Consider the following 18,002-nt stretch of genomic DNA (forward strand, 5'->3'; position numbering starts at 1 on the left):
GGCGGCGGCTCAAGCCGTGTCCGGCGGCGCGCCGACGAACGCGCTCTCGTCGTAGTGGCTGCGGGGGTTCCACGCCGCGTAGCCCGCGCAGCCGGCGTCGTCGTTCGCGCGGATCTGCTCCCGGATGTGCCACGGCGTGTACTCGTACCGCTGCATGGGGCGCGAGCTGTCCAGATCGAACGCCTGGATCCAGCTGCGCAGCAGCCCGATGCGCCCCGGGAGCGCTGCCACCCTGCGCCAGCCGGCCGAGAGCGAGGCATACAGGGTCTCGTAGGGGTGATGCGCAGGGTTCGCGAACCCGAAGCTGCCAGGACCCCAGTGCGATGGGTACGGCATCGGCATCACGTAGTCGAAGAGCTCCACGGCGTCCTCCAGCCGCTGGCCTATCCCGTCCTGCGGCCCGAGCAGCGTGAACCCGAAGACATCCGCGGAGATCGGGCGAGACGCGGCATTGCCGACCTCCGCGCGGAGGAACTCGAAGAAAGCGCGGATCGTCGGCGCCCTCTCCTCGATCGGCGTCCGCGACCGCGGCTCCCGCGCCGCGCCATAACGCACATAATCGTAGTTCACCTCGTCGAAGCCGGCGTCGTACGCCCGGAGCGAGATCTCCGCGATCTCGTGCCATCGCGGCTGCGAGGCCGGGTCGTACCAGCCCCGCGGGCCGCCCTTGAACGCGACGAGCCGGGCGATGAGGTAGATGCCGGCCTCGCGCAGGGCGCCCAGCTGGGCCCTTGTCACCTCGTCCCGCTCGAAGAGGAGCGCGCCCCCCTCCGACCGGATATCGATCACCAGGGAGTTCAGCTCTGTCCGCTGGACCAGGGAGGAGAGCCGATTCAGCCGCTCCACGTTCCTCCCCGCCGCGAAGTTCACGTAAATCGCCTTGGTGATCGTGGGCATGCTGTTCCCCCCGCCGAGGGGAGAGCACGTCCCTGGCCAAGGGAGCGCCGCGCGCGCCGGAACACCTTTCGCGGCCCTTTTCAGCTGGGAAATTGAACAGGGAGGCGGGGAGACAGGGAGTATTTGAGGATTTACCTCCCCGTCTCCCCGCCACCCTGTGAATTTTCCGAAGAGTTTGTGGGGGATGCCTCAGGCGCCGCCCCCCGCGCCCCGGGTCACCCCCGCATCGCCTGGATCGGGCTGATCCGCGCAGCGCGGAGCGCCGGGAAAAACCCGCCGAGCAGGCCCATCACCGCCGCGATCGCCACCGACGTCAGCAGGATCCCGGGCGTCGGCTCGAACGTGAACACGACCTCCGACCAGCTCGCGAAATTGACGGTCGAGAAGCGCACGAACCTCATCCCGAGCGCGGCGAGCACGCCGAGCGCCCCGCCCGCCAGCGCGAGGAGGACCGACTCGATGAGGAACGACACGAGGATGCTGAACCGCGAGAAGCCGAGCGCCCGCAGCGTGCCTATCTCGCGCTGCCGGTTGGCGATCGACGAGTGCATCGTGATCATCGCGCCGATCATCGCGCCGATCGAGAAGAACACCGCGATGAGCACGCCCATCACCTTGATGAACATGCTCGTCCCCTCGGACTGCTTCTCGTAATAGACGCTCTCGCGCATCACCTCGAGCCCGAGGTTCCGGTTCTGCTCGATCGACGCCTCGAACGCGTCGAACTTGCTGGCCGAGGCGAGCCGCGCCCGCACCGCAGAGACGCCCCCCTCGCGGCCGAACGCCGAGCGCGTCGTGTGCAGGTCGGCCCAGACCTCGGACTCCAACGAGGAGCCGCCGTCGTCGAACACCCCCACGACCTTCACCGGCCGGTTCTTTCGCAGCTCGAACGACTCGCCGATCGACAGGCCCTTGAAGCGGCCGCTGATCGCCTTGCCCACGATCACCTCGTCCGTGCCCGGCTGCGCCGGCCGGCCCTCGATGATCTTCACCTGCGAGCGGAACGCGAGCACGTCGTCGGGCACCCCGCGCACCTGCACGTTGGAGATGCCTTCCGTGCCGAGCTTCTCGAGGAGGATGACCGCGATCACCTCCCCCACCCCGTCCGGCTTGCCGTCCTGCCGCTTCGCGACCTCGGCGCTCGCGAGGATCACGCCGATCTGCTGCTCCTCGATGCTGCTCACCATCTCGGCGTCGGAGCCCTTCCGCATCACGATCGCGACGTCGTCCCGCGCGGTGCGCCCGAGGGTGCGCTCCACGCTGTTCGCGAGCATCAGCACCGACGCGAACACGAACACCACGAGGCCGAGACCGGACGCCGTCGCGAGGGTCGTCGTCTTGCGCACCACCAGATTTCGAACGTTGTAAGCGACGGGGATCATGAGCGCTCTCTCCCGCTTTCAGGGTGTCGAAGACAGGCTGCGTGGGTCGCTCACGCCACGCGCCGGAGCGCGTCGGTGACCGAGAGTTTCGAGGCGTTGTACGCCGGGATGAGCGACGCGATGAGCGACAGCCCCATCGAGAGCAGCACCGCCATGACCATCGTCGAAGGCTCGATCCGGAAATATGGGAACCAGGCGCCCATGTCCTCCTCCAGCCACCGGCCCAGCCCGAGCTCGACGATCGGATACGAGACCACGAGCCCGAGGAACCCGGCCAGGAGCCCGATGGTCGCCGCCTCCCCGATGATGAAGATCCTCACGTGCTTCGGCTCGAACCCGAGCGCGCGCAGCACGCCGTACTCCCGCGTCCGCTCCCGGACGCCCATGGCGATCGTGTTGCCGAGGATCATCATCATGATGAGAAGGATGATGACGGACACGACGTTGAGGGCCGTCAGCACGGCCGACATCATCGCCATGAACGACAGGTTCATCGCCCGCTCGCTCATCGTCGCCGTCTGGACGTCCTTCTCGTCGAAGATCTTGTCGATCGCCGCGCTGATGTCCGCGCTCCGCGACGGGTCGTCGATCCGGGCGGCCATCCAGCCGATCTGGTCGCGCTGCCGCTCGGGGAGCGACTCGTTCAGGTAGTCGTAGTGAAAGATGAACTGCGACCTGTCGATCGACTTGCGCGTCGCCGTGTAGATCCCCGAGACGTTGAACTGCCAGTTTCCGGGGTAGATCGTCCCCTCCAGCGTCACCGTGTCGCCCGGCTTCACCTTGAGCCGGCCCGCGAGGACGTCGCCGAGGATGGCGCCCTTCCTGTCGCCCTGCCACCGCTCCATGTCCTCCGGCGAGACGACCATCTCGTCGTAGACCTTGAAGAAGGTCTTCGACTCGACGGCCATCGAGGCGAAGAAATTGTTGGCGTCGCGCGGGTCCTTGGCGCCGAACCAGCTCATGAAGGACCCCTCCGTCACGCCGGGGACCTCGCGGACCGTGTCCATGTAGCGCTTCGGCAAGGGGAGGATGAACGAGATCTTGTGCCGCGTCGCGATCCGGTCCTTCGCGGCGTGGTCGGCGGCGACGTTCCACGCCGAGAGCACCGTCCGGAGGAGCACGAACGCGAGCACCGCCACCACCGCGCCGATCACGGTCAGCAGCGTCCTGAACTTGTTGCGAAGGACGTTCCTGGCGGCGACGGAGACGAGGTTCATGACAGGTTCCCCTTGTCGAGCCGGCGCGTCACCGTCGCGCGCTCGGCGGCCTGCGGATCGTGCGTGACCATCAGGATGGTCTTCTTGAACTCCTTGTTGAGCTTCTCCAGGAGCGCGAGGATCTCGTCGGCGCTCTTGCGATCGAGATCGCCGGTCGGCTCGTCCGCGACGATGATCGTCGGGTCGTTCACGATCGCCCGCGCGATCGCGACCCGCTGCTCCTGGCCGCCGGAGAGCTGCCGGGGATAGTGGCCCATCCGCTCCTCGAGCCCGACGACGCGCAGGGCCGTCTGCGCGCGCTTCCGCCGCTCGGACGACGACAGGTTCGTGAGCAGGAGCGGCAGCTCGACGTTCTCGACCGCGGTGAGCACCGGCATCAGGTTGTAGGCCTGGAAGATGAAGCCCATCGTCCTGGAGCGGAAGCGCGCCAGCTCGCCGTCGCTCATCCGCGTGAGGTCCTGCCCCGCCACGCGCGCCGAGCCGCGCGTCGGGCGATCGAGCCCGGCGATCAGGTTCAGCAGCGTCGACTTGCCCGAGCCCGAGGGCCCCATCAGCGCCTCGTACGACCCCTCCGGGACGTCGAGCGTGATGTTGTCGAGCACCACGATCGGCTCCTTGTCGCGGAAATAGCTCTTGCCGACCCCCTGCAGCTCGACAATGGGCTTCGGCTTCCCGTCGCGATACCCCTCGGTCATTCGCTCCCCTTTTCCTTCTCTTTGATCTTCTGACCGTCCGCGAGCTCGGCGGACGGCCTCGCCACGAGGCGCGCCCCCGGGGTCGGGCCGTCGAGCAGCTCCAGCCCGCCGGGCGCGGGGCCGCCCACCTTGATGGGCACCATCTTCACCTGGCCCTCGTTGACCACGAACACCACCTTGGCGCCGCCCCGCTCGACCACCGCGGCCTCCGGGACGACCCGCTTCGGCGGCTCCTTCATCGCCTCCTCGGACAGCGCCTCGGCGAGGAAGCTCACCCGCGCGCTCATCTCCGGCAGCGCCTCCTTCGGCTCTCCGACGAACTTCACCTTCACCGGGATGGTCGCCTTGGCGCGGTTCACCCGCTTGCCGATCTCGAGCGTCGTGCAGCGGTGCCGCTTCGAGGGGTACGCGTCGAGGACCACCTCGCACGGCTTGCCGGGCTCGACGAGGTAGAGGCGCGTCTCCGGGACATCGGTCTCGACGACGAGCGACGTGAAGTCGGCGATCTCGACGAGGTGCGGCAGCTCGAGGCCGACGACCTCCCCGATTTCCGGCGGCTTCGACATGATCGTGCCGCTGATCGGCGCGACGATCTTCCGGTCGGCCAGCGTGACCCGGAGGCTCTCGACGTCGGCCGCAGCGGCCTTGACCTCGGCGTCGGCCGCCGCCGCCGACTGGGTGAGCGAGTGCATGCGCGCGGTGAGGTCATCCATCGAGGCGCGGCCGGTCACCTGGCGCTCGACGAGCAGCCGCTCCCGCGCGAGCTGCTGCTCCACCTCGCCGATGCTCGCCCGGGAGGCCGTGGCGCGCGCCCGCGCCGCCGCCACCTTGGCCTGGGCCGCGGCCACGAGGCTCTTCTGGTCGGCGTCGTCGAGCTCCACGAGCAGGTCGCCCTGCTTCACCACGTCGCCTTCCTTGACGTGCACCCGCGCGATGCGGCCGGGGAACTTGGCCCCGACCTTGGACACGACCTGCGGGACCACATACCCGGTCGACGTCACGGAGATCGACGCCTGCGCCGGCGAGACCAGCGCGACCTCCGTGGTGGTGACCTCGGTCTTGAAGAGCGCGCTCTGCGCCTTCGGCACGGCGAACGCGGCGGCGCCGGCGACCGCCGCGAGCACGACCACGGCGACGAGGGCGGTGCGGAGCGGGCTCCGCCGATCGGGATCGACGTCCCGCTGGATCCGCAGCGAGGCGAGATCCGAGCTGAGCTGATCGGACACGGCCCCTCCTTAACACGCTTCGGGCGTCGCGTTGAACTTCTATCGCCCATTTCTGACGCGCGGCGCCACCCGCGCCCGACACGCAGGATGCGGCCTCGCGCCCGGCCCTGGAGCGGCGCTTGCTTCGTATCGAAATCGCCTCCCGCCGTGACAATCCGCCCGTCCAGACCGCAATGCGCCGCGCGGCTGTGCCCGCCGCGCCTCACCCGTGGCTGTGCGCTCCCCGGCGCGCAGCGGCGCGCGGACCTTCGCGCGAAGCGCGGCGGGCCTCACGTCCGTTGGCTGGCGCACCGGCGCATCGCTCCAGCGATGGAGCCGGAGCGGAGCGAGAGGAGGGAAACCGCCACAAGTAATCGAAAGTATAAGCATTTATCGAACCAACGTTCCCGAACGACGGCGCAGCACGACGGCGGAAGTGCCAATCACCGATCCACGCGGCGGAGCAGGCGGAAGGCGCGCTGCGCGCCCCACACGGGGTGGGATGGGTGCCTGCGGCGCTGTGCGGCGCTGTCTGTGTCGACGCGGGGCGCGGGGCCGCGGAGCGGCGATGGTGCGAGATGCGCGCCTCACGCTCGCGGGCTCCCGAGACCAACACCCTGTCTCGACGCCCCGACGCCGCACGTCTACGCTGTCACGATGGGTTTTGTCGCGAGCCTTTTCATCGTCTACGGGGTCGCCGGGGTGGTGCTGGGTGTCGCGGTCGCCATCGCGATCGGGCGCTGCCACCACCACCGGCGGCGCTCGCAGATCGCCGCGTATGCGCGGAGCCCTTCGGCGTCACCCGGCGCGATACGCGAGGGGTTTGCGCTCCTGCGCGGCGAGGTGAGCGCGGAGGACGCCGCGCCGGGAGACGCGGTGATCGCGGTCGAGATCCCGTGCGGCGGCCAGGCCGGCGCCGCGCCGAGCGCGTGGCAGACGCGGGCGCGCGCGTTCTCGCTCCGGCTCGCCTCGGGCGCCACCGTGCGGGTCGAGCCGGCGAGCGGCAGGCTGAGCCTCGACACCACCTTCGTCCCGACGAGACGAGGCGGCGCGCCCGCCTACGTGTCCGAGGTCCGCCCCGGCGACACGATCTACATCGCGGGCTCAGTGCGCCGCGAGATCGACGCGAGCGCCGCCGGCAAGGGGTACCGCGACGCCGCGCGGGCCTGGGTGCTCCGGGCGCCCGCGCACGGCAGCCTCTGCGTCGCTTCCGAGACGGTCATCGCCCACCACGCCCAGCGCGCGCGGTTCCACCGCTCCTGGGCGCTCGCGCTCGGCGGGGCGCTCGCCGCGCTTCACCTCGGCCTGTTCCGCGCGTTCCACGCGAGCATGCTCGGCGCCGTCGATTCGGCAGGGAGCATCGACATCGGCCCGGCCGCGCTCGCGCTCTTCTTCGTCGGCGCCGCGGCGCTCACCTACCGCACCCTGGCCGAGCAGACCTCTCCCTGGATCGAGCTCCGCGTGGATCGCTCCAGGACGGCCTAGATCAGGCTGCGCGTTTCGTCCCGTAGCGGCGTCTTGCCCACGGCAGCGACGAAGTTGCCGGTGCCGCACGAGGCGACCCGCTCGCCGCAGGCTCGAACGAGACCCGGACGGCCGTCACGCAGCTCTCTCGGCTTTCCACCAGCGCACGCCGCACCGCGCGCTGAAATGAGGACACAGGAGACGCGCCGATGGAGAAGCTCATTTCCTACATCGAGCAGCACGACCCCGGATTTGCTCCACGCATCCGTGGCGCAACGCCAGACGAGATCGATTCCCTGGAGCAGACCGCCGGCCATCCGCTGCCTCCCGATTACAGGTATTTTCTCTCCGTCATGGGCCACGACGACGGTCAACTCTTCAGCCAGGAGGGCATCAGCACAGACGTCCCGAGTCTCCTCTCATTCTATCGAGAGAGCGTGGCGACTGGAGAGAACGCAGTACCGGAGGACTGCATCGTCATCGCGGTAGGCTGCGCCGCCATTGAACAGGTCTATCTCGAGCATGACGGGCTCGGCCGCGTCTTCGAAGGGGGCGAGGGCGAGAAGTTCTCGCTCTGGGCAAAATCCTTCAGGAACCACCTTTATCAAAACGCCTACATGGCGCATCGCCAGCGCTGGCTACCGCACGCGGTCATGTACAACAGCACCGATCAAACGAACCTGTCAGAGGATGTTCGTGCGGTGGTGCGTTCGGCCGGGCTCCTCGAGCTCGATTTCTCTGAATCCGTGACGATCTGCGCGGAATCTTCTTCAGCGACGCTCGCCTTCCGTCAGATCACCGGCGAGACAGCCTGGGTGCGTGTGGCTGGCATGGACAAGGCTGCCGTGAACGATGTTTCCAGACGACTGATGAATATCAGAGTAGAGAGACAATTCGACGCTCATGGATCTTACCCATTTTCAAGGTTCCGCTGAGCGGGACATTCATATATTCCGCGATGGCGTACGGCTCGAGGACGTGGAGGCAGCACTGCGGCAGGTCGCGCGCGATCTAGCGTATCATTTCATCGCGCTTCGCGGCGATCGAATGACGAATGAAGCGGAAGCATTGACAGAGATCGCTCGAGCGTTCGAGCTGCCTCACCATGACGACCCGGGTTACAGGCGGAACTGGGATGGCACCGCAGATCATATCATGAACATGCGTTGGCGGCATCGGCCGCAGTCGCCGAGCCAATTCCAATGTGGTCATCTCGTGTTATACTGCGAGCCGGCGCATCTCATTGCCGGCGATGCGCTCTCGTTCGCAACGTTGCTCGATCTCCTTGGGACGCGACCCGAGTCCTCCGAAGGCCGCGAGGTGCCGCTTCATATCGCTATCGGCCCGATGAGCTTCCGCCATGAATTCTTTGCGACCCTCCTCAAGGTGGAACGACACTTCTGCCATGACTGCCAGCTTCTGGGCCGAGCCGAGGCGGACGAACAGGATCTTCGCGTCGAGGCCAGGGACTGACGGCGAAGGAGTGAAGGAGTCCGTTGTCCACGCCGAGCAAAGAATCCGAACCATGTCCATGCGCCTCGTGAAGACGCCGATGCCAGATAGATTGTTGCATGGCAAAGGGAGCGCAAACGATCATGAGGCGGCTGGTGAAGTCGTGGGCGGCCTCCTATCCCGAGGCGCGCCGAAACCCGCCAGCGCGGTGGGTGCAGAGATCGGGACGATCGTGATAGCCAAAGATGAGCCAGCAAGAATACGCATCCAGAGAGTTCCGCCGTAGGATCGGCGCTTCCCAGGTGGTCGTCCGCTGTGGCGCCGATCTCGAATTGCAAGCTGAGATGCTTCTCGATGTCGTGGCCAGGTACCACGAGGGAGGCAATGAACTGAACGATGGAGCGACCGTAGAACTCGAGGACATTTCCTTCACGCTTCGCCACGTGGGTGGCGAGATTGTCGTGCACGAGCCAGATTTCAAGGGCAGCCCACCACGCGATGCTGTTCCTGGGGCGGACCAAGCCCTGCGAATTCTGTACGAGCAAGAGGCGGTCGTGAGGCGTGTCGGTGGTCACGGTAGGGACGGCCCTTTCGGGCCGCCCCCCGTACAGAACCCGGCGTGCGGTTTTCCCGCACCGGGCTCCCACCTCCGGTCTACGGATGAGAAGCGCACGGTGGGATAGGGGTGTGTGATGCGCGGCGGAGGAAGCGGGAAACGCTCGTCGAAACGGGTCCGTTGGTCGTTCGTCCAACGAGCCCGCTGGCTGCGACGTTGCATGCCCCTGTGCCACGCCTCGCGCACTTGGTGGCGAAACGAGCCCAGGGCTCGCGCGTTTCCAGGTACCCCGTAGTAGTTGTAGTGCCCTCGGAGCACGGCGCTCAGCCATCGGTGTTGCTCCCTGGCTGGGTCGTGCGCCTTGCGCCTCATTTTCCTACGGAGATCCCGCAGCTTTGCTGCCCTCTTCTTCCGGGAGGTCCGGCGCACGAGCGCGAAACGTCCATCCACGCGCTTCGCGCTGATGTGCGTAAAGCCGAGGAAATCAAACGTCTCTGGCCGCTCGTGTCCTTCCTTGCCGCAGTGCTCCGATGCGTACCGCCCAAACCGGAGCACCCGCGTCTTCTCAGAATGCAACTCCAGTCCGAACTGAGCGAGGCGCTCCGCAAGCGCTTCCTGCATCGCCCGTGCGTCCCGCTCGTACTGGAAGGTCATCACGACATCGTCGGCGTAGCGCACGATGTACATCTCCCCGCGCGCGTGCCGCTTCCGCCATCGATGCGCCCACAGATCGAGCACGAAGTGGAGGTAGATGTTTGCCAGCAGGGGGCTGATGATCCCCCCCTGCGGCGTTCCCTCCTCCACGTCGTGGAGCTGGCCGTCCTCCATGACGCCCGCGTGCAGCCACTTCATCAGCAGCCGCACCATGCGTCGATCCACGATCCGGTGCTCGACGAACTTCTGCATCCACCCGTGATCGATGGTGTCGAAGAACGCCCGGATGTCTGCGTCGAGCACCCAGTTCGTCTTTCTGCTGACGATCGCTACGCTCAGCGCGTCCAGAGCCCCGTGCGCCGACCGGCCTGGCCGATAGCCGTACGAGAACCCCAGGAACTCGCTTCGCTCGTAGATCGGTTCCAGGAGCATCCGCGCCGCCAGCTGGACGATCTTGTCTTCCAGCGCGGGGATCCCGAGCGGCCTCGTGCGGCCATCGCCTTTCGGGATGTGCACGCGCCGTACCGGTTGCGGATGGTAGCTTCCGCGTTGTACGCGGTCCTGAAGGTCGAGCAGCCGTGCGTCCAGCCTCTCGCCGTAGCTGCTCCACGTCTCACCGTCGACGCCAGGTGCCGCGTCTTTCCGCAGGCGCTCGTACGCCTCCTTCAGCAGCGGCGCCTTGATGTAGCTCAGCAGGTTATCGAACCGCGTCCCTTTCTCCTTCGTCGCTCGCTTTCCGACTCGATCCAGGTGCGTGAGCGCGTCTTGCCGATCCTGAGCCCGGGACGCGTTTCGCTGGTCGAGATTCCCGTTGGCCTCGCCCCTTCCCTCCATCGACTCCTCGGGCGTTACCCGCGAGTTCGCCGACTTCTTCGGTACTATGGGCTCGTCCGACTCCATCGGGGCATGCGGCTCCGGGGCTTTCGCCCTTGCGGCTTGCGGCTTGTCGCCTTCCCGCGCCTGCCTCCCGCCCACCACTGGCGAAGAGGCGCCTCCGAGGCCTCCCGGTTCCCGTTCATCAGGCAAGTGCTGACGTGCCGAACTCTCCGACCCCGAGGGGAGTGCAGTGCCATCGCCCACCGCTGTCTTTGCGGCCGCTGCACCGTGGCCTTCCGCGGTCTTGGAACGCGTCGGCTCCCACTGACTGACTTGTTTTCGAGGCTCCATCGCCCGGCCCGTCCGCTCGTCTTCCTACGCTTCGCCGTCGTGGTCGCCCACGCCGCCGCAAGGTTGACTTCCCGGGGGTGGGCACCTCCCGGGGTAGGACTTGCTTCTGTACTGCTGCATGCTCACCTACTTCCTGATGCCGGTTTTACCGGCGCACCCAAGCGGTCAAGCGCGCCACTCCGTGCCCTGGTAAGGATGGAGCAGAGTAGTCTGAGGTCACTCCGCGTCTGTCTACGTCGAATGGTCCCGAGCGATCCCCAGGATTCCGGCTGGACCATTGGTGCGTTGCGCGATCCCGCCGGACCGGAGGAAGATATCGTCACGACGACGGTTTCAGAGATACTCCGCGTGCGCCCCTGGTTGGGAAAGGTCCTGACGCTGCCAACTGGATACCGCGCGGCGGCGAACTTCCACAACATCGAGTCTATCGAGACCGACACCGGCGAGCACGCCTGGATAGTCGATCCATTGATGCTGGCGCACCTCTCGCGATCGGCGCTGAAGGAGAGGAGGCTCGCCGATCTCGATCGGACGGTGAACGCACTGCTCGAGTGCACAACAACGGAGATCGAGAGCCTTCGCCCGCTTCGCCAGCTCGCGCGGCGATGGGGAGGTGGCCCCTGGATGGCGTACGCCAACGCCCTCACCACGCTAACCCGCCTGAGGCATGACGAGGACAAGGCCGTGGAGGTCCGCTCTCTCGTAGAAGACCTTTGTACTGCGCTCTCACCGGGTGGAGGGCTCGCTGGGGAAGAGGCACCGTTCGCGATCACCGAGAATTTCACCACGCTCTATCGCCACTATTGGCGGGTTGAAGCAGCGGAAGTGCTCGAGGGCTTGCTCGCTCCAGGCTCGGCCCAGCAAGCAGCGCTTCTCTTCCAGCGCGCCGCGCTTGCCAGGGACGCGGGTGATTATGCGGGCACCGTCGAGGCGCTGCGACGCTCGGTCGCGATCGAGCCACGCTCGCCCACCTTGTGGTTCCTTCTCGGGACAGTTCTGCTCGAAGCCTCGACGCTCGAGGAGACTCCCACCGTCCTTCTCGATCCAGCGGGTGAAATGGTCGAGGCTTTCGACCGCGCGCTCACGCTCCTCGATGTCAGGGACACGTTGACGGTGGATCACTGCGTCCGCGCCCTCGATCACCGATATCTGAGGGCAGACTGAACGCTGGTGGATCTTCTCTGCAAGCGCACCGTAGCGCTCCGCGATGTGGGTCGACTCGACGAAGCACTGGCGTCGGCTAACCGCCTCGTTGCCGCCGCCCCGGATGAACCGCGATCATGGGAAATCCTGGGCACTGTGCTGATCTACCTCAGTCGTCACGACGACGCGATCAACGCTTATAGCGCGGCCATCCGATGCAGCGCGCAGGCGCCTCCAGAGCACTCGATATTGGCACACCATTTCGCGAGCCCATGGTATAACCGCGCCGCGATGCACGCTCTGCTGGGCCAGCGCGCTGAGGCTTTTGCCGATCTTAGGCAAGCCCTCGCTGTTGCGCCGAGTTGGGCCGAAGCCGTGCCGTTCGACGAGCGCTTCAAGGGGCTCACTGCGGACGGTGAGTTCCAGCGCCTCGTTGAGGAAGGGCGTGCGGCGGCTCGGACGTGCCAACAGCAGAATCTCGACGATGGGACAGCTGAACCGGGCACAGGTGTCTGCGTTCCGCCTTCGTCCTCCGAGACATCAAAAAGCTGAATCGCGAAGCGAAATCGAACTCGTTATTGTATACAGCAACTGATGAAACAGACCTCGGAGCGTGAAACGATAGGCCACAAGCCATGAGCGAACAGAAAATGGCGAAGCAATACATCAATGCATTGATCCATGGAGATTTTCAGAACGCGGAGCGCATCTTCGAGCGGCTCCCACACAAGGGGCGCCAGCGCTCGTTTGATCCGGGACAGGTTCTAGTTGAGCACAGGGCCACCTATGGCGATCGTGCACTTACCTGGCTTGGAGCAGAGGGAATGAAAGGTGCTTGGCGCGCTGCGGTGAACGGGAGGTGGGTGCTCTACGGCTTCGACGAAAATATCGTCTTAAGTCCACTCATATCCGCTGATGACCAGCAGGCGCTGGCGCGCCATGGGTTTGTGGACTAACGAAGCCAGGAACGTCTTCCCGTGCGGCAGTTGTTATCCCGACCCGCTTCAGGTCATAGATTTCCTCACCGCGAACCACGCGGTCTGCAGAGCGGCTGCGTAACGTTTGCGGCGGGCCATAAGACGCCCCACTCAGGCCATGGCCGAGGCGGCTGAGCGCCGGATGCCCAAGTCCAGCGGCGGAAGGCGGCCGTACAGCGTGACAATCGACAAGCGTTTGCCCGAGTTTGGGGACATGCTAGAATACGCGCCATGGCCGCGCCTCAGCCAACAGTGACACCGCGGCGCATCTTCGTGATGGGCGACCCGCAGGCGCCGATGGCCAAGGTGATGGCCGTGCTCGCGTCGCACGCGTTGCTCGGCGCGGACGGCCGGCTGGTCGACGACGTCGTGCTCGTGTCGATCGGCGATCACTTCGACTATGACCTCGATGATCCGGTGGGCGCTGGCGCGGAGGGGCTCCGCACGCTGCACTGGCTGGCCGGCCACGATCCCGCGCAGGTGCGGCTCCTGTTCGGCAACCATGACGCGGCGCGGGTCATGGAGCTCGCCGGCCTCGACGACGTGCGGTTCGCTGCGGCGCGCGCGCTCGGGCGCTCGATCAAGGAGACCAGGCGGCGTGAAGGCGCCGAGGCCGCCATGCGGCGCGAACACGACGAGTTCGCAGCGCAGTTTCCCGATGTGGCGACCCCGGGGCTCGCGGCGCGCGATTACGCGTCGTTCAGCGAGTCCCAGCGCGAGCTCGTCATCGAGCTGCTGCTCTGCGGCCGTTTTCATCTCGCGCTCTCAGGCGTGCTGCCCGACGGCCGCGCTGTGTTGCTGACCCACGCGGGCGTGACCACGCGCGAGCTCGCGATGCTGGGCATGCCGGACGAGCGCGACCCGCACCGGCTGGCGGCGGCCCTCGAGCGGCAGTTGCGCGCCGCGGTCGACGCGCGGCGCACGGAATGGCAGGGCGGCGCACGCACGCCACTTTCGCTCGATCCTCTCCACATCGCCGGCGCCGCGGGCAACGAAGGCGGCGGCCTCCTCTATCATCGACCTGCGTGCGTCGATCGCGTTGGTGGCGATCCGGCATGGGAGCTCGATCCGGCGCGGCCGCGGCGCTTCGAGCCGCGTTCGCTCCCGCGCGGCCTGCGGCAGGTCGCCGGTCACACCGGTCACAGGAAGTGCAAGGCGGAGCTCGGTCACGACTGGCTCACGGCGGCAGCGCACCAGAAGGAGATCGGAGGAATCCGCACGCTGCGCGTCGACGGCGACGTCGTCACGTACGACCTCGGGATCCTGGACGATCGACCCGGAGCGGCCGACCTCTACCTGATCGACGGGGAGATGCGGTTTACCGCGGCCGCCGATTACGCTTTGCTCCCGCTCGCCGAGCTGATCGTCCCCGCGTGAAGCCCGCCCCGCGGAGCTCCGGAAGCAGCGACGGCCGGCAGGGCGCGCGGCGAGCGCGCCAGTCCACCTACATCGCCGCCCGCGCCCTCACCGAATAACTCACGCGCTCACCCGCGACCACGGATTGCCACCCTCGCGGCAAATCGCGCAGGACGCTGGCCGTGTTCGCTCGATCGGACGACCACAAGAGCTCATCCACCAACTGACGTGGCCTCACTGGGGTGGTGTTTTCATGTCCATTCAGGATCCCTCGCGATCCACGCCAGTCGCGCAAACATCATATCGGATTGGATCACGGGCCGTCCTCACGTGATTGTTTCACTCAGAGAGGCGCGCTGCCCGTGTCAAGCCGATAGCACGACTGTGGCCGCGGATTTGCTCTGAAGGCAAAGACACTCGAGAGGGTGCGTGGACGGCGGCACGGCGCGGCGATCGCGAGCGATCGTCGCCCGGATCCGCGAGCGGATTGGCCGTCAAGTTACATCAGCAGCGGAGAGGCTGGCGGCGCTTGCGGCCTCTCCTTGACAGCGCTCCGTCTCGCCGCGCCCTGGCTCCTGAGGGGGGTGGTGCGGCGCTCTCCGACATCGGGGGAGATGGGCGCATCGGACCGAGCCAGGAAAGGAAGATCCAATGAAGCGCTTCAAGTCACACCTCACCGCGGCTGCCCTCACCGCAGCGTGCGCGTTCGCGCCCGGCTGTCTGAGCCTCGACGCCGGTGACGAAGCGGGGCCGACCCCGACCGCCTCGGGGACGCTGACCGTCGCCGTCGCCAATGGCGAGGCGCGGTACATGCTGGAGCGGGAAGATGGGGTGTTCGTGCGCCTCGACCTGGGCTCGATGACGGACGCGGCGCCGGGCGCCGAGCCGTCGACCGACTGGCGCACGGCGAGCGGCTCCCCGGTGGACGTGTTCGGCACCGTGACCGACGACGGCATGATCGTGGTCGACATGATGCGGCCGGCGGAGGGCATCGGCGAGCTGACGAACGCGCTCGTCACGACCGGGACCAAGCGCGTCCTGGTGCTGCGCGTGCAGTTCAACGGCGGCCAGACGATGGGCACGGAGCAGGACGTGCGCAACATGATGGCCGGAGCGGCGACCCACCTGGCGGGCTCGTCGTTCGGCAAGATGCAGCTCGAGTACGACGTCGCCGGCCCGTTCAACATCACCTTCGGCAAGTGCGACGACTACGACCGATGGCAGAACGAGGCCAGGACCGCGGCGAAGAACGCCGGCTTCAATCTGAGCGCGTACCAGCACTACATGGTCATGGGGAACATGGATTGCGGGTACGCCGGCATGGGCGCGCAGCCCGGCAACGCCACCTGGATGGCCGGCCTCTGGCCCGAGGTCGTCGTGCACGAGCTCGGCCACAACTTCGGCCTGTGGCACGCCTCCTCGCGGACGTGCCGCAACGGCGGGGCGACGGTGACGATGAGCAACGACTGCACCTTCGACGAGTACGGCGATATTTTCGACCCGATGGGCGACGGCATGAAGCAGCACTACAACGCCAACTACAAGGTGAACCTCGGGTGGATCCCGTCGTCGCAGGCCCAGACGGTCACCGCGGACGGGACGTATACGCTCGCCCCCTTGACCGAGGCGAGCACCGGGATCCAGCTGCTCCGCGTCAAGGGCCCGAACGACATCATGTACCAGATCGAGTTCCGCCAGCCGGCGGCGACGAACGTCGTCGACTCGCGCAACCTCTCCACGAAGGGCGTGCTCATCCATGCGTTCTTCACGCAGTCGCGGGAGAGCGGCCGGGCGCACCTGCTCGACATGGTCCCCGGCGGGAACTTCAGGGACGCGCCGCTCGTCGTCGGCGCTTCCCATCAGCTCTTCGGGACGAACGCGACGCTGAAGGTCCTCTCCGTGTCGGCAACCGGCGCGCAGGTCCAGATCTCCGGCCTGGGCGGCGGCACGACCGATCCCGGCGGCGGCACGACCGACCCCGGCGGCGGCACCGGCGGCACGACCGGCCAGAGCCTGACGGCCCTCCATTCCGGCAAATGCATGAGCGTCAACGCGGCGAGCCTGGACAGCGGCGCCACCGTCGTCCAGCGGCCGTGCACGGGGGCGAGCGACCAGCAGTGGCAAGTCGAGATCATCAGCGGCACCACGGCGACCGTGAAGAACGTCAACAGCGGAAAGTGCGCCGACGTGCAGGGGTCCAGCCGGAACAACGGGGCGAACATCACGCAGGCGGACTGCAACAGCAGCAGGAACAGCCAGAAGTGGGATCTCATCGATCGCGGCAACGGCGTCGTCTCGCTGCGCTCGGTCAACAGCGGAAAGTGCGTGGACGTCTACGGGGCCAGCACCGCCGACGGCGCCAGGCTCGCCCAGTACACGTGCAACAACGGGACGAACCAGCAGTTCCGGCGGCAGTAGCGCACCTCGCTTCGATGAACCGTATCGCCCTCGGGCTCGCCGCCGCCGCGGCGGGCCTCGCCCTCTCCGCCGCCCCGCCCGCGCGCGCCAACGGCCGATACCCCACCGCCGGCCAGATCCTCGTCGATCCCGCCGATCCCCAGCACATCGTCGTCCGCGCGACCTACGGCGTCCTCACCACCCACGACGGCGGCGAGCGCTGGTCGTGGATCTGTGAAGCGGCCATCGGCTACAGCGGCTTCGAGGACCCCATGCTCGTCGTCACCGCCGACGGCTCGATCCTCGCCGGGCTCTTCGACGGGCTCAGCGCGACGCACGACCGCGGCTGCGACTGGCGCATCGCCGAGGGCGCGCTCGCCCAGCGCAACATCGTCGATCTGTCGATCGATCGCGCGGATCCCGCGAGCGTCCTCCTGCTCGGCTCCAGCGTCATGGCCAGCGACGCGATCTTGACGCAGGTCTGGGAATCGAAGGACGACGGACGGACCTGGACGCAGGCCGGGGTCGATTTCCCGAGCACGTTCCTCGGCGTGACCCTGGACAGCGCGCCCAGCGATCCGCGGCGCATCTACGTGAGCGGGCGGCGCAATGGCCCCACGTTCGAGGGGATCGTGCGGCGCTCGGACGATCGGGGCGCGACCTGGGAGGAGTTCGACGTCCCTGGCAGCGACGATCGCAACCTGCCGTACCTCGGCGCCGTGGACCCGAAAGACCCTGACGTGGTGTACGTGCGCCGCGACGGCGACGGCGCGGACGCGCTGCTGGTCTCGCGGGACGGGGGCGCCACGTGGCGCGAGGTGTTCCAGGCGGCGAGCCTCCTCGGCCTCGCCCTCTCGCCCGACGGGACCGAGATCGCGGCCGGCAGCGATCTGGACGGCCTGTGGGTCGCGCCGACGGATACCCTGGAGTTCACCCAGGTTGGGCAGCTCGGCGTCCGCTGCCTCACCTGGACGGCGCGGGGCCTCTTCGCCTGCGCCGACGAGCCCGTGGATGGCTTCTCCGCCGGCGTTTCCACGGACGGGGGCAGGACGTTCTCGCCGCTCATGACGCTCGACCGGCTCTGCGGCTCGCCGGAGGCCTGCGGGGGCGACAGCTCGACCGGCCGGACCTGCCCCGGGCTCTGGCGGGCGACAGCGCGCTTCGTCGGCGCCGGGGCCTCGTGCGAGGCCGGCGGCGCCGCGGGCGCGGGCGGAAGCGATGCGAGCGCCGGCGGCGAGGCCGGCGCGGGCGCAGCCGAGCCGAGCGCCGGCGGCGGCTGCTCCTGCGGGGCGTCGGGCGGGGGGCGCGCCGGGGCGCTCCTGAGCTGCCTCGCCGCGGCCGGCGGCGCGCTCCTGCGCGCGCGGCGACACGGACGCCGCCGCGCTCAGGCGCCAGGAGCGCGGTGACGGCCCGGGCCGTTCCCGCGTCGGGCGCTCGCGT

15 protein-coding genes are annotated in these 18,002 nt (G+C 67.6%); 9 read left to right on the forward strand and 6 right to left on the reverse strand.

Annotation, left to right across the window (positions count from 1 at the left end):
- Nucleotides 1-9: 9 nt before the first annotated feature.
- The 5 genes from WMF46_RS35325 to WMF46_RS35345 all read right to left on the reverse strand — a co-directional run bounded on the left by WMF46_RS35325 (nt 10) and on the right by WMF46_RS35345 (nt 5,417).
- Nucleotides 10-897: a putative glycoside hydrolase gene (locus WMF46_RS35325; protein ID WP_437981226.1), complete on the reverse strand. Its 888-nt coding sequence runs from the start codon at nt 895-897 to the stop codon at nt 10-12.
- Nucleotides 898-1,112: 215 nt separating this feature from the next.
- The gene (locus WMF46_RS35330) at nt 1,113-2,279 is read right to left on the reverse strand and encodes an ABC transporter permease (protein ID WP_437981227.1); all 1,167 of its coding nucleotides are present in this window, start codon (nt 2,277-2,279) and stop codon (nt 1,113-1,115) included.
- 50 nt (nt 2,280-2,329) lie between these two features.
- Nucleotides 2,330-3,496, reverse strand: a complete 1,167-nt coding sequence (locus WMF46_RS35335) for an ABC transporter permease (RefSeq protein WP_437981228.1) — start codon at nt 3,494-3,496, stop codon at nt 2,330-2,332.
- The gene (locus WMF46_RS35340; RefSeq protein WP_061620404.1) at nt 3,493-4,191 is read right to left on the reverse strand and encodes an ABC transporter ATP-binding protein; all 699 of its coding nucleotides are present in this window, start codon (nt 4,189-4,191) and stop codon (nt 3,493-3,495) included. The genes WMF46_RS35335 and WMF46_RS35340 overlap by 4 nt, the downstream gene beginning before the upstream one ends.
- Entirely contained in the window at nt 4,188-5,417 is a 1,230-nt protein-coding gene (locus tag WMF46_RS35345; RefSeq protein ID WP_437981229.1) for an efflux RND transporter periplasmic adaptor subunit, read from the reverse strand. Before WMF46_RS35345 ends, WMF46_RS35340 begins: the two co-directional genes overlap by 4 nt.
- Nucleotides 5,418-6,053: 636 nt before the next feature.
- Here WMF46_RS35345 and WMF46_RS35350 point away from each other — a divergent pair.
- The 3 genes from WMF46_RS35350 (at nt 6,054) to WMF46_RS35360 (ending at nt 8,333) form a co-directional block, all read left to right on the forward strand.
- Entirely contained in the window at nt 6,054-6,881 is an 828-nt protein-coding gene (locus WMF46_RS35350; protein ID WP_437981230.1) for a hypothetical protein, read from the forward strand.
- A 188-nt stretch (nt 6,882-7,069) separates the two neighbouring features.
- Nucleotides 7,070-7,795, forward strand: a complete 726-nt coding sequence (locus WMF46_RS35355; protein ID WP_437981231.1) for an SMI1/KNR4 family protein — start codon at nt 7,070-7,072, stop codon at nt 7,793-7,795.
- The gene (locus WMF46_RS35360) at nt 7,764-8,333 is read left to right on the forward strand and encodes a barstar family protein (RefSeq protein WP_437981232.1); all 570 of its coding nucleotides are present in this window, start codon (nt 7,764-7,766) and stop codon (nt 8,331-8,333) included. The genes WMF46_RS35355 and WMF46_RS35360 overlap by 32 nt, the downstream gene beginning before the upstream one ends.
- Before the next feature lie 550 nt (nt 8,334-8,883).
- Here the strand turns inward: WMF46_RS35360 and ltrA are convergent.
- Nucleotides 8,884-10,422 (reverse strand): group II intron reverse transcriptase/maturase, encoded by a 1,539-nt coding sequence (ltrA, locus tag WMF46_RS35365; protein WP_437979957.1) that lies wholly within the window; start codon nt 10,420-10,422, stop codon nt 8,884-8,886.
- A 507-nt stretch (nt 10,423-10,929) separates the two neighbouring features.
- On the opposite strand from ltrA, the gene WMF46_RS35370 reads away from it, so the two are divergent.
- The 6 genes from WMF46_RS35370 to WMF46_RS35395 all read left to right on the forward strand — a co-directional run bounded on the left by WMF46_RS35370 (nt 10,930) and on the right by WMF46_RS35395 (nt 17,968).
- On the forward strand, nt 10,930-11,853 hold the full coding sequence (locus WMF46_RS35370; protein ID WP_437981233.1) for a hypothetical protein: 924 nt from the start codon (nt 10,930-10,932) through the stop codon (nt 11,851-11,853).
- 6 nt (nt 11,854-11,859) lie between these two features.
- Nucleotides 11,860-12,384 (forward strand): TPR end-of-group domain-containing protein, encoded by a 525-nt coding sequence (locus WMF46_RS35375; protein ID WP_437981234.1) that lies wholly within the window; start codon nt 11,860-11,862, stop codon nt 12,382-12,384.
- A gap of 83 nt (nt 12,385-12,467) precedes the next feature.
- Complete coding sequence (locus tag WMF46_RS35380) at nt 12,468-12,788, forward strand: hypothetical protein (RefSeq protein WP_437981235.1); 321 nt, start codon at nt 12,468-12,470, stop codon at nt 12,786-12,788.
- 252 nt (nt 12,789-13,040) lie between these two features.
- The gene (locus tag WMF46_RS35385) at nt 13,041-14,186 is read left to right on the forward strand and encodes a metallophosphoesterase (protein ID WP_437981236.1); all 1,146 of its coding nucleotides are present in this window, start codon (nt 13,041-13,043) and stop codon (nt 14,184-14,186) included.
- A 630-nt stretch (nt 14,187-14,816) separates the two neighbouring features.
- Nucleotides 14,817-16,583: an RICIN domain-containing protein gene (locus WMF46_RS35390; protein ID WP_437981237.1), complete on the forward strand. Its 1,767-nt coding sequence runs from the start codon at nt 14,817-14,819 to the stop codon at nt 16,581-16,583.
- A 14-nt stretch (nt 16,584-16,597) separates the two neighbouring features.
- Entirely contained in the window at nt 16,598-17,968 is a 1,371-nt protein-coding gene (locus WMF46_RS35395) for a WD40/YVTN/BNR-like repeat-containing protein (protein ID WP_437981238.1), read from the forward strand.
- The last annotated feature ends 34 nt before the right edge of the window (nt 17,969-18,002 follow it).

The organism is Sorangium sp. So ce117 (genome assembly GCF_051524395.1).
GTDB classification, from domain to species: Bacteria; Myxococcota_A; Polyangia; order Polyangiales; family Polyangiaceae; genus Sorangium; species Sorangium cellulosum_B.

What these genes read in the sequence shown, in the direction of transcription:
- ltrA (WP_437979957.1), bottom strand. Translation starts at nt 10,422, where the DNA reads ATGGAGTCGGACGAGCCCATAGTACCGAAGAAGTCGGCGAACTCGCGG.
- WMF46_RS35350 (WP_437981230.1), top strand. Translation starts at nt 6,054, where the DNA reads ATGGGTTTTGTCGCGAGCCTTTTCATCGTCTACGGGGTCGCCGGGGTG.
- WMF46_RS35370 (WP_437981233.1), top strand. Translation starts at nt 10,930, where the DNA reads ATGGTCCCGAGCGATCCCCAGGATTCCGGCTGGACCATTGGTGCGTTG.
- WMF46_RS35335 (WP_437981228.1), bottom strand. Translation starts at nt 3,496, where the DNA reads ATGAACCTCGTCTCCGTCGCCGCCAGGAACGTCCTTCGCAACAAGTTC.
- WMF46_RS35325 (WP_437981226.1), bottom strand. Translation starts at nt 897, where the DNA reads ATGCCCACGATCACCAAGGCGATTTACGTGAACTTCGCGGCGGGGAGG.
- WMF46_RS35380 (WP_437981235.1), top strand. Translation starts at nt 12,468, where the DNA reads ATGAGCGAACAGAAAATGGCGAAGCAATACATCAATGCATTGATCCAT.
- WMF46_RS35390 (WP_437981237.1), top strand. Translation starts at nt 14,817, where the DNA reads ATGAAGCGCTTCAAGTCACACCTCACCGCGGCTGCCCTCACCGCAGCG.
- WMF46_RS35395 (WP_437981238.1), top strand. Translation starts at nt 16,598, where the DNA reads ATGAACCGTATCGCCCTCGGGCTCGCCGCCGCCGCGGCGGGCCTCGCC.
- WMF46_RS35340 (WP_061620404.1), bottom strand. Translation starts at nt 4,191, where the DNA reads ATGACCGAGGGGTATCGCGACGGGAAGCCGAAGCCCATTGTCGAGCTG.
- WMF46_RS35360 (WP_437981232.1), top strand. Translation starts at nt 7,764, where the DNA reads ATGGATCTTACCCATTTTCAAGGTTCCGCTGAGCGGGACATTCATATA.
- WMF46_RS35330 (WP_437981227.1), bottom strand. Translation starts at nt 2,279, where the DNA reads ATGATCCCCGTCGCTTACAACGTTCGAAATCTGGTGGTGCGCAAGACG.
- WMF46_RS35385 (WP_437981236.1), top strand. Translation starts at nt 13,041, where the DNA reads ATGGCCGCGCCTCAGCCAACAGTGACACCGCGGCGCATCTTCGTGATG.
- WMF46_RS35355 (WP_437981231.1), top strand. Translation starts at nt 7,070, where the DNA reads ATGGAGAAGCTCATTTCCTACATCGAGCAGCACGACCCCGGATTTGCT.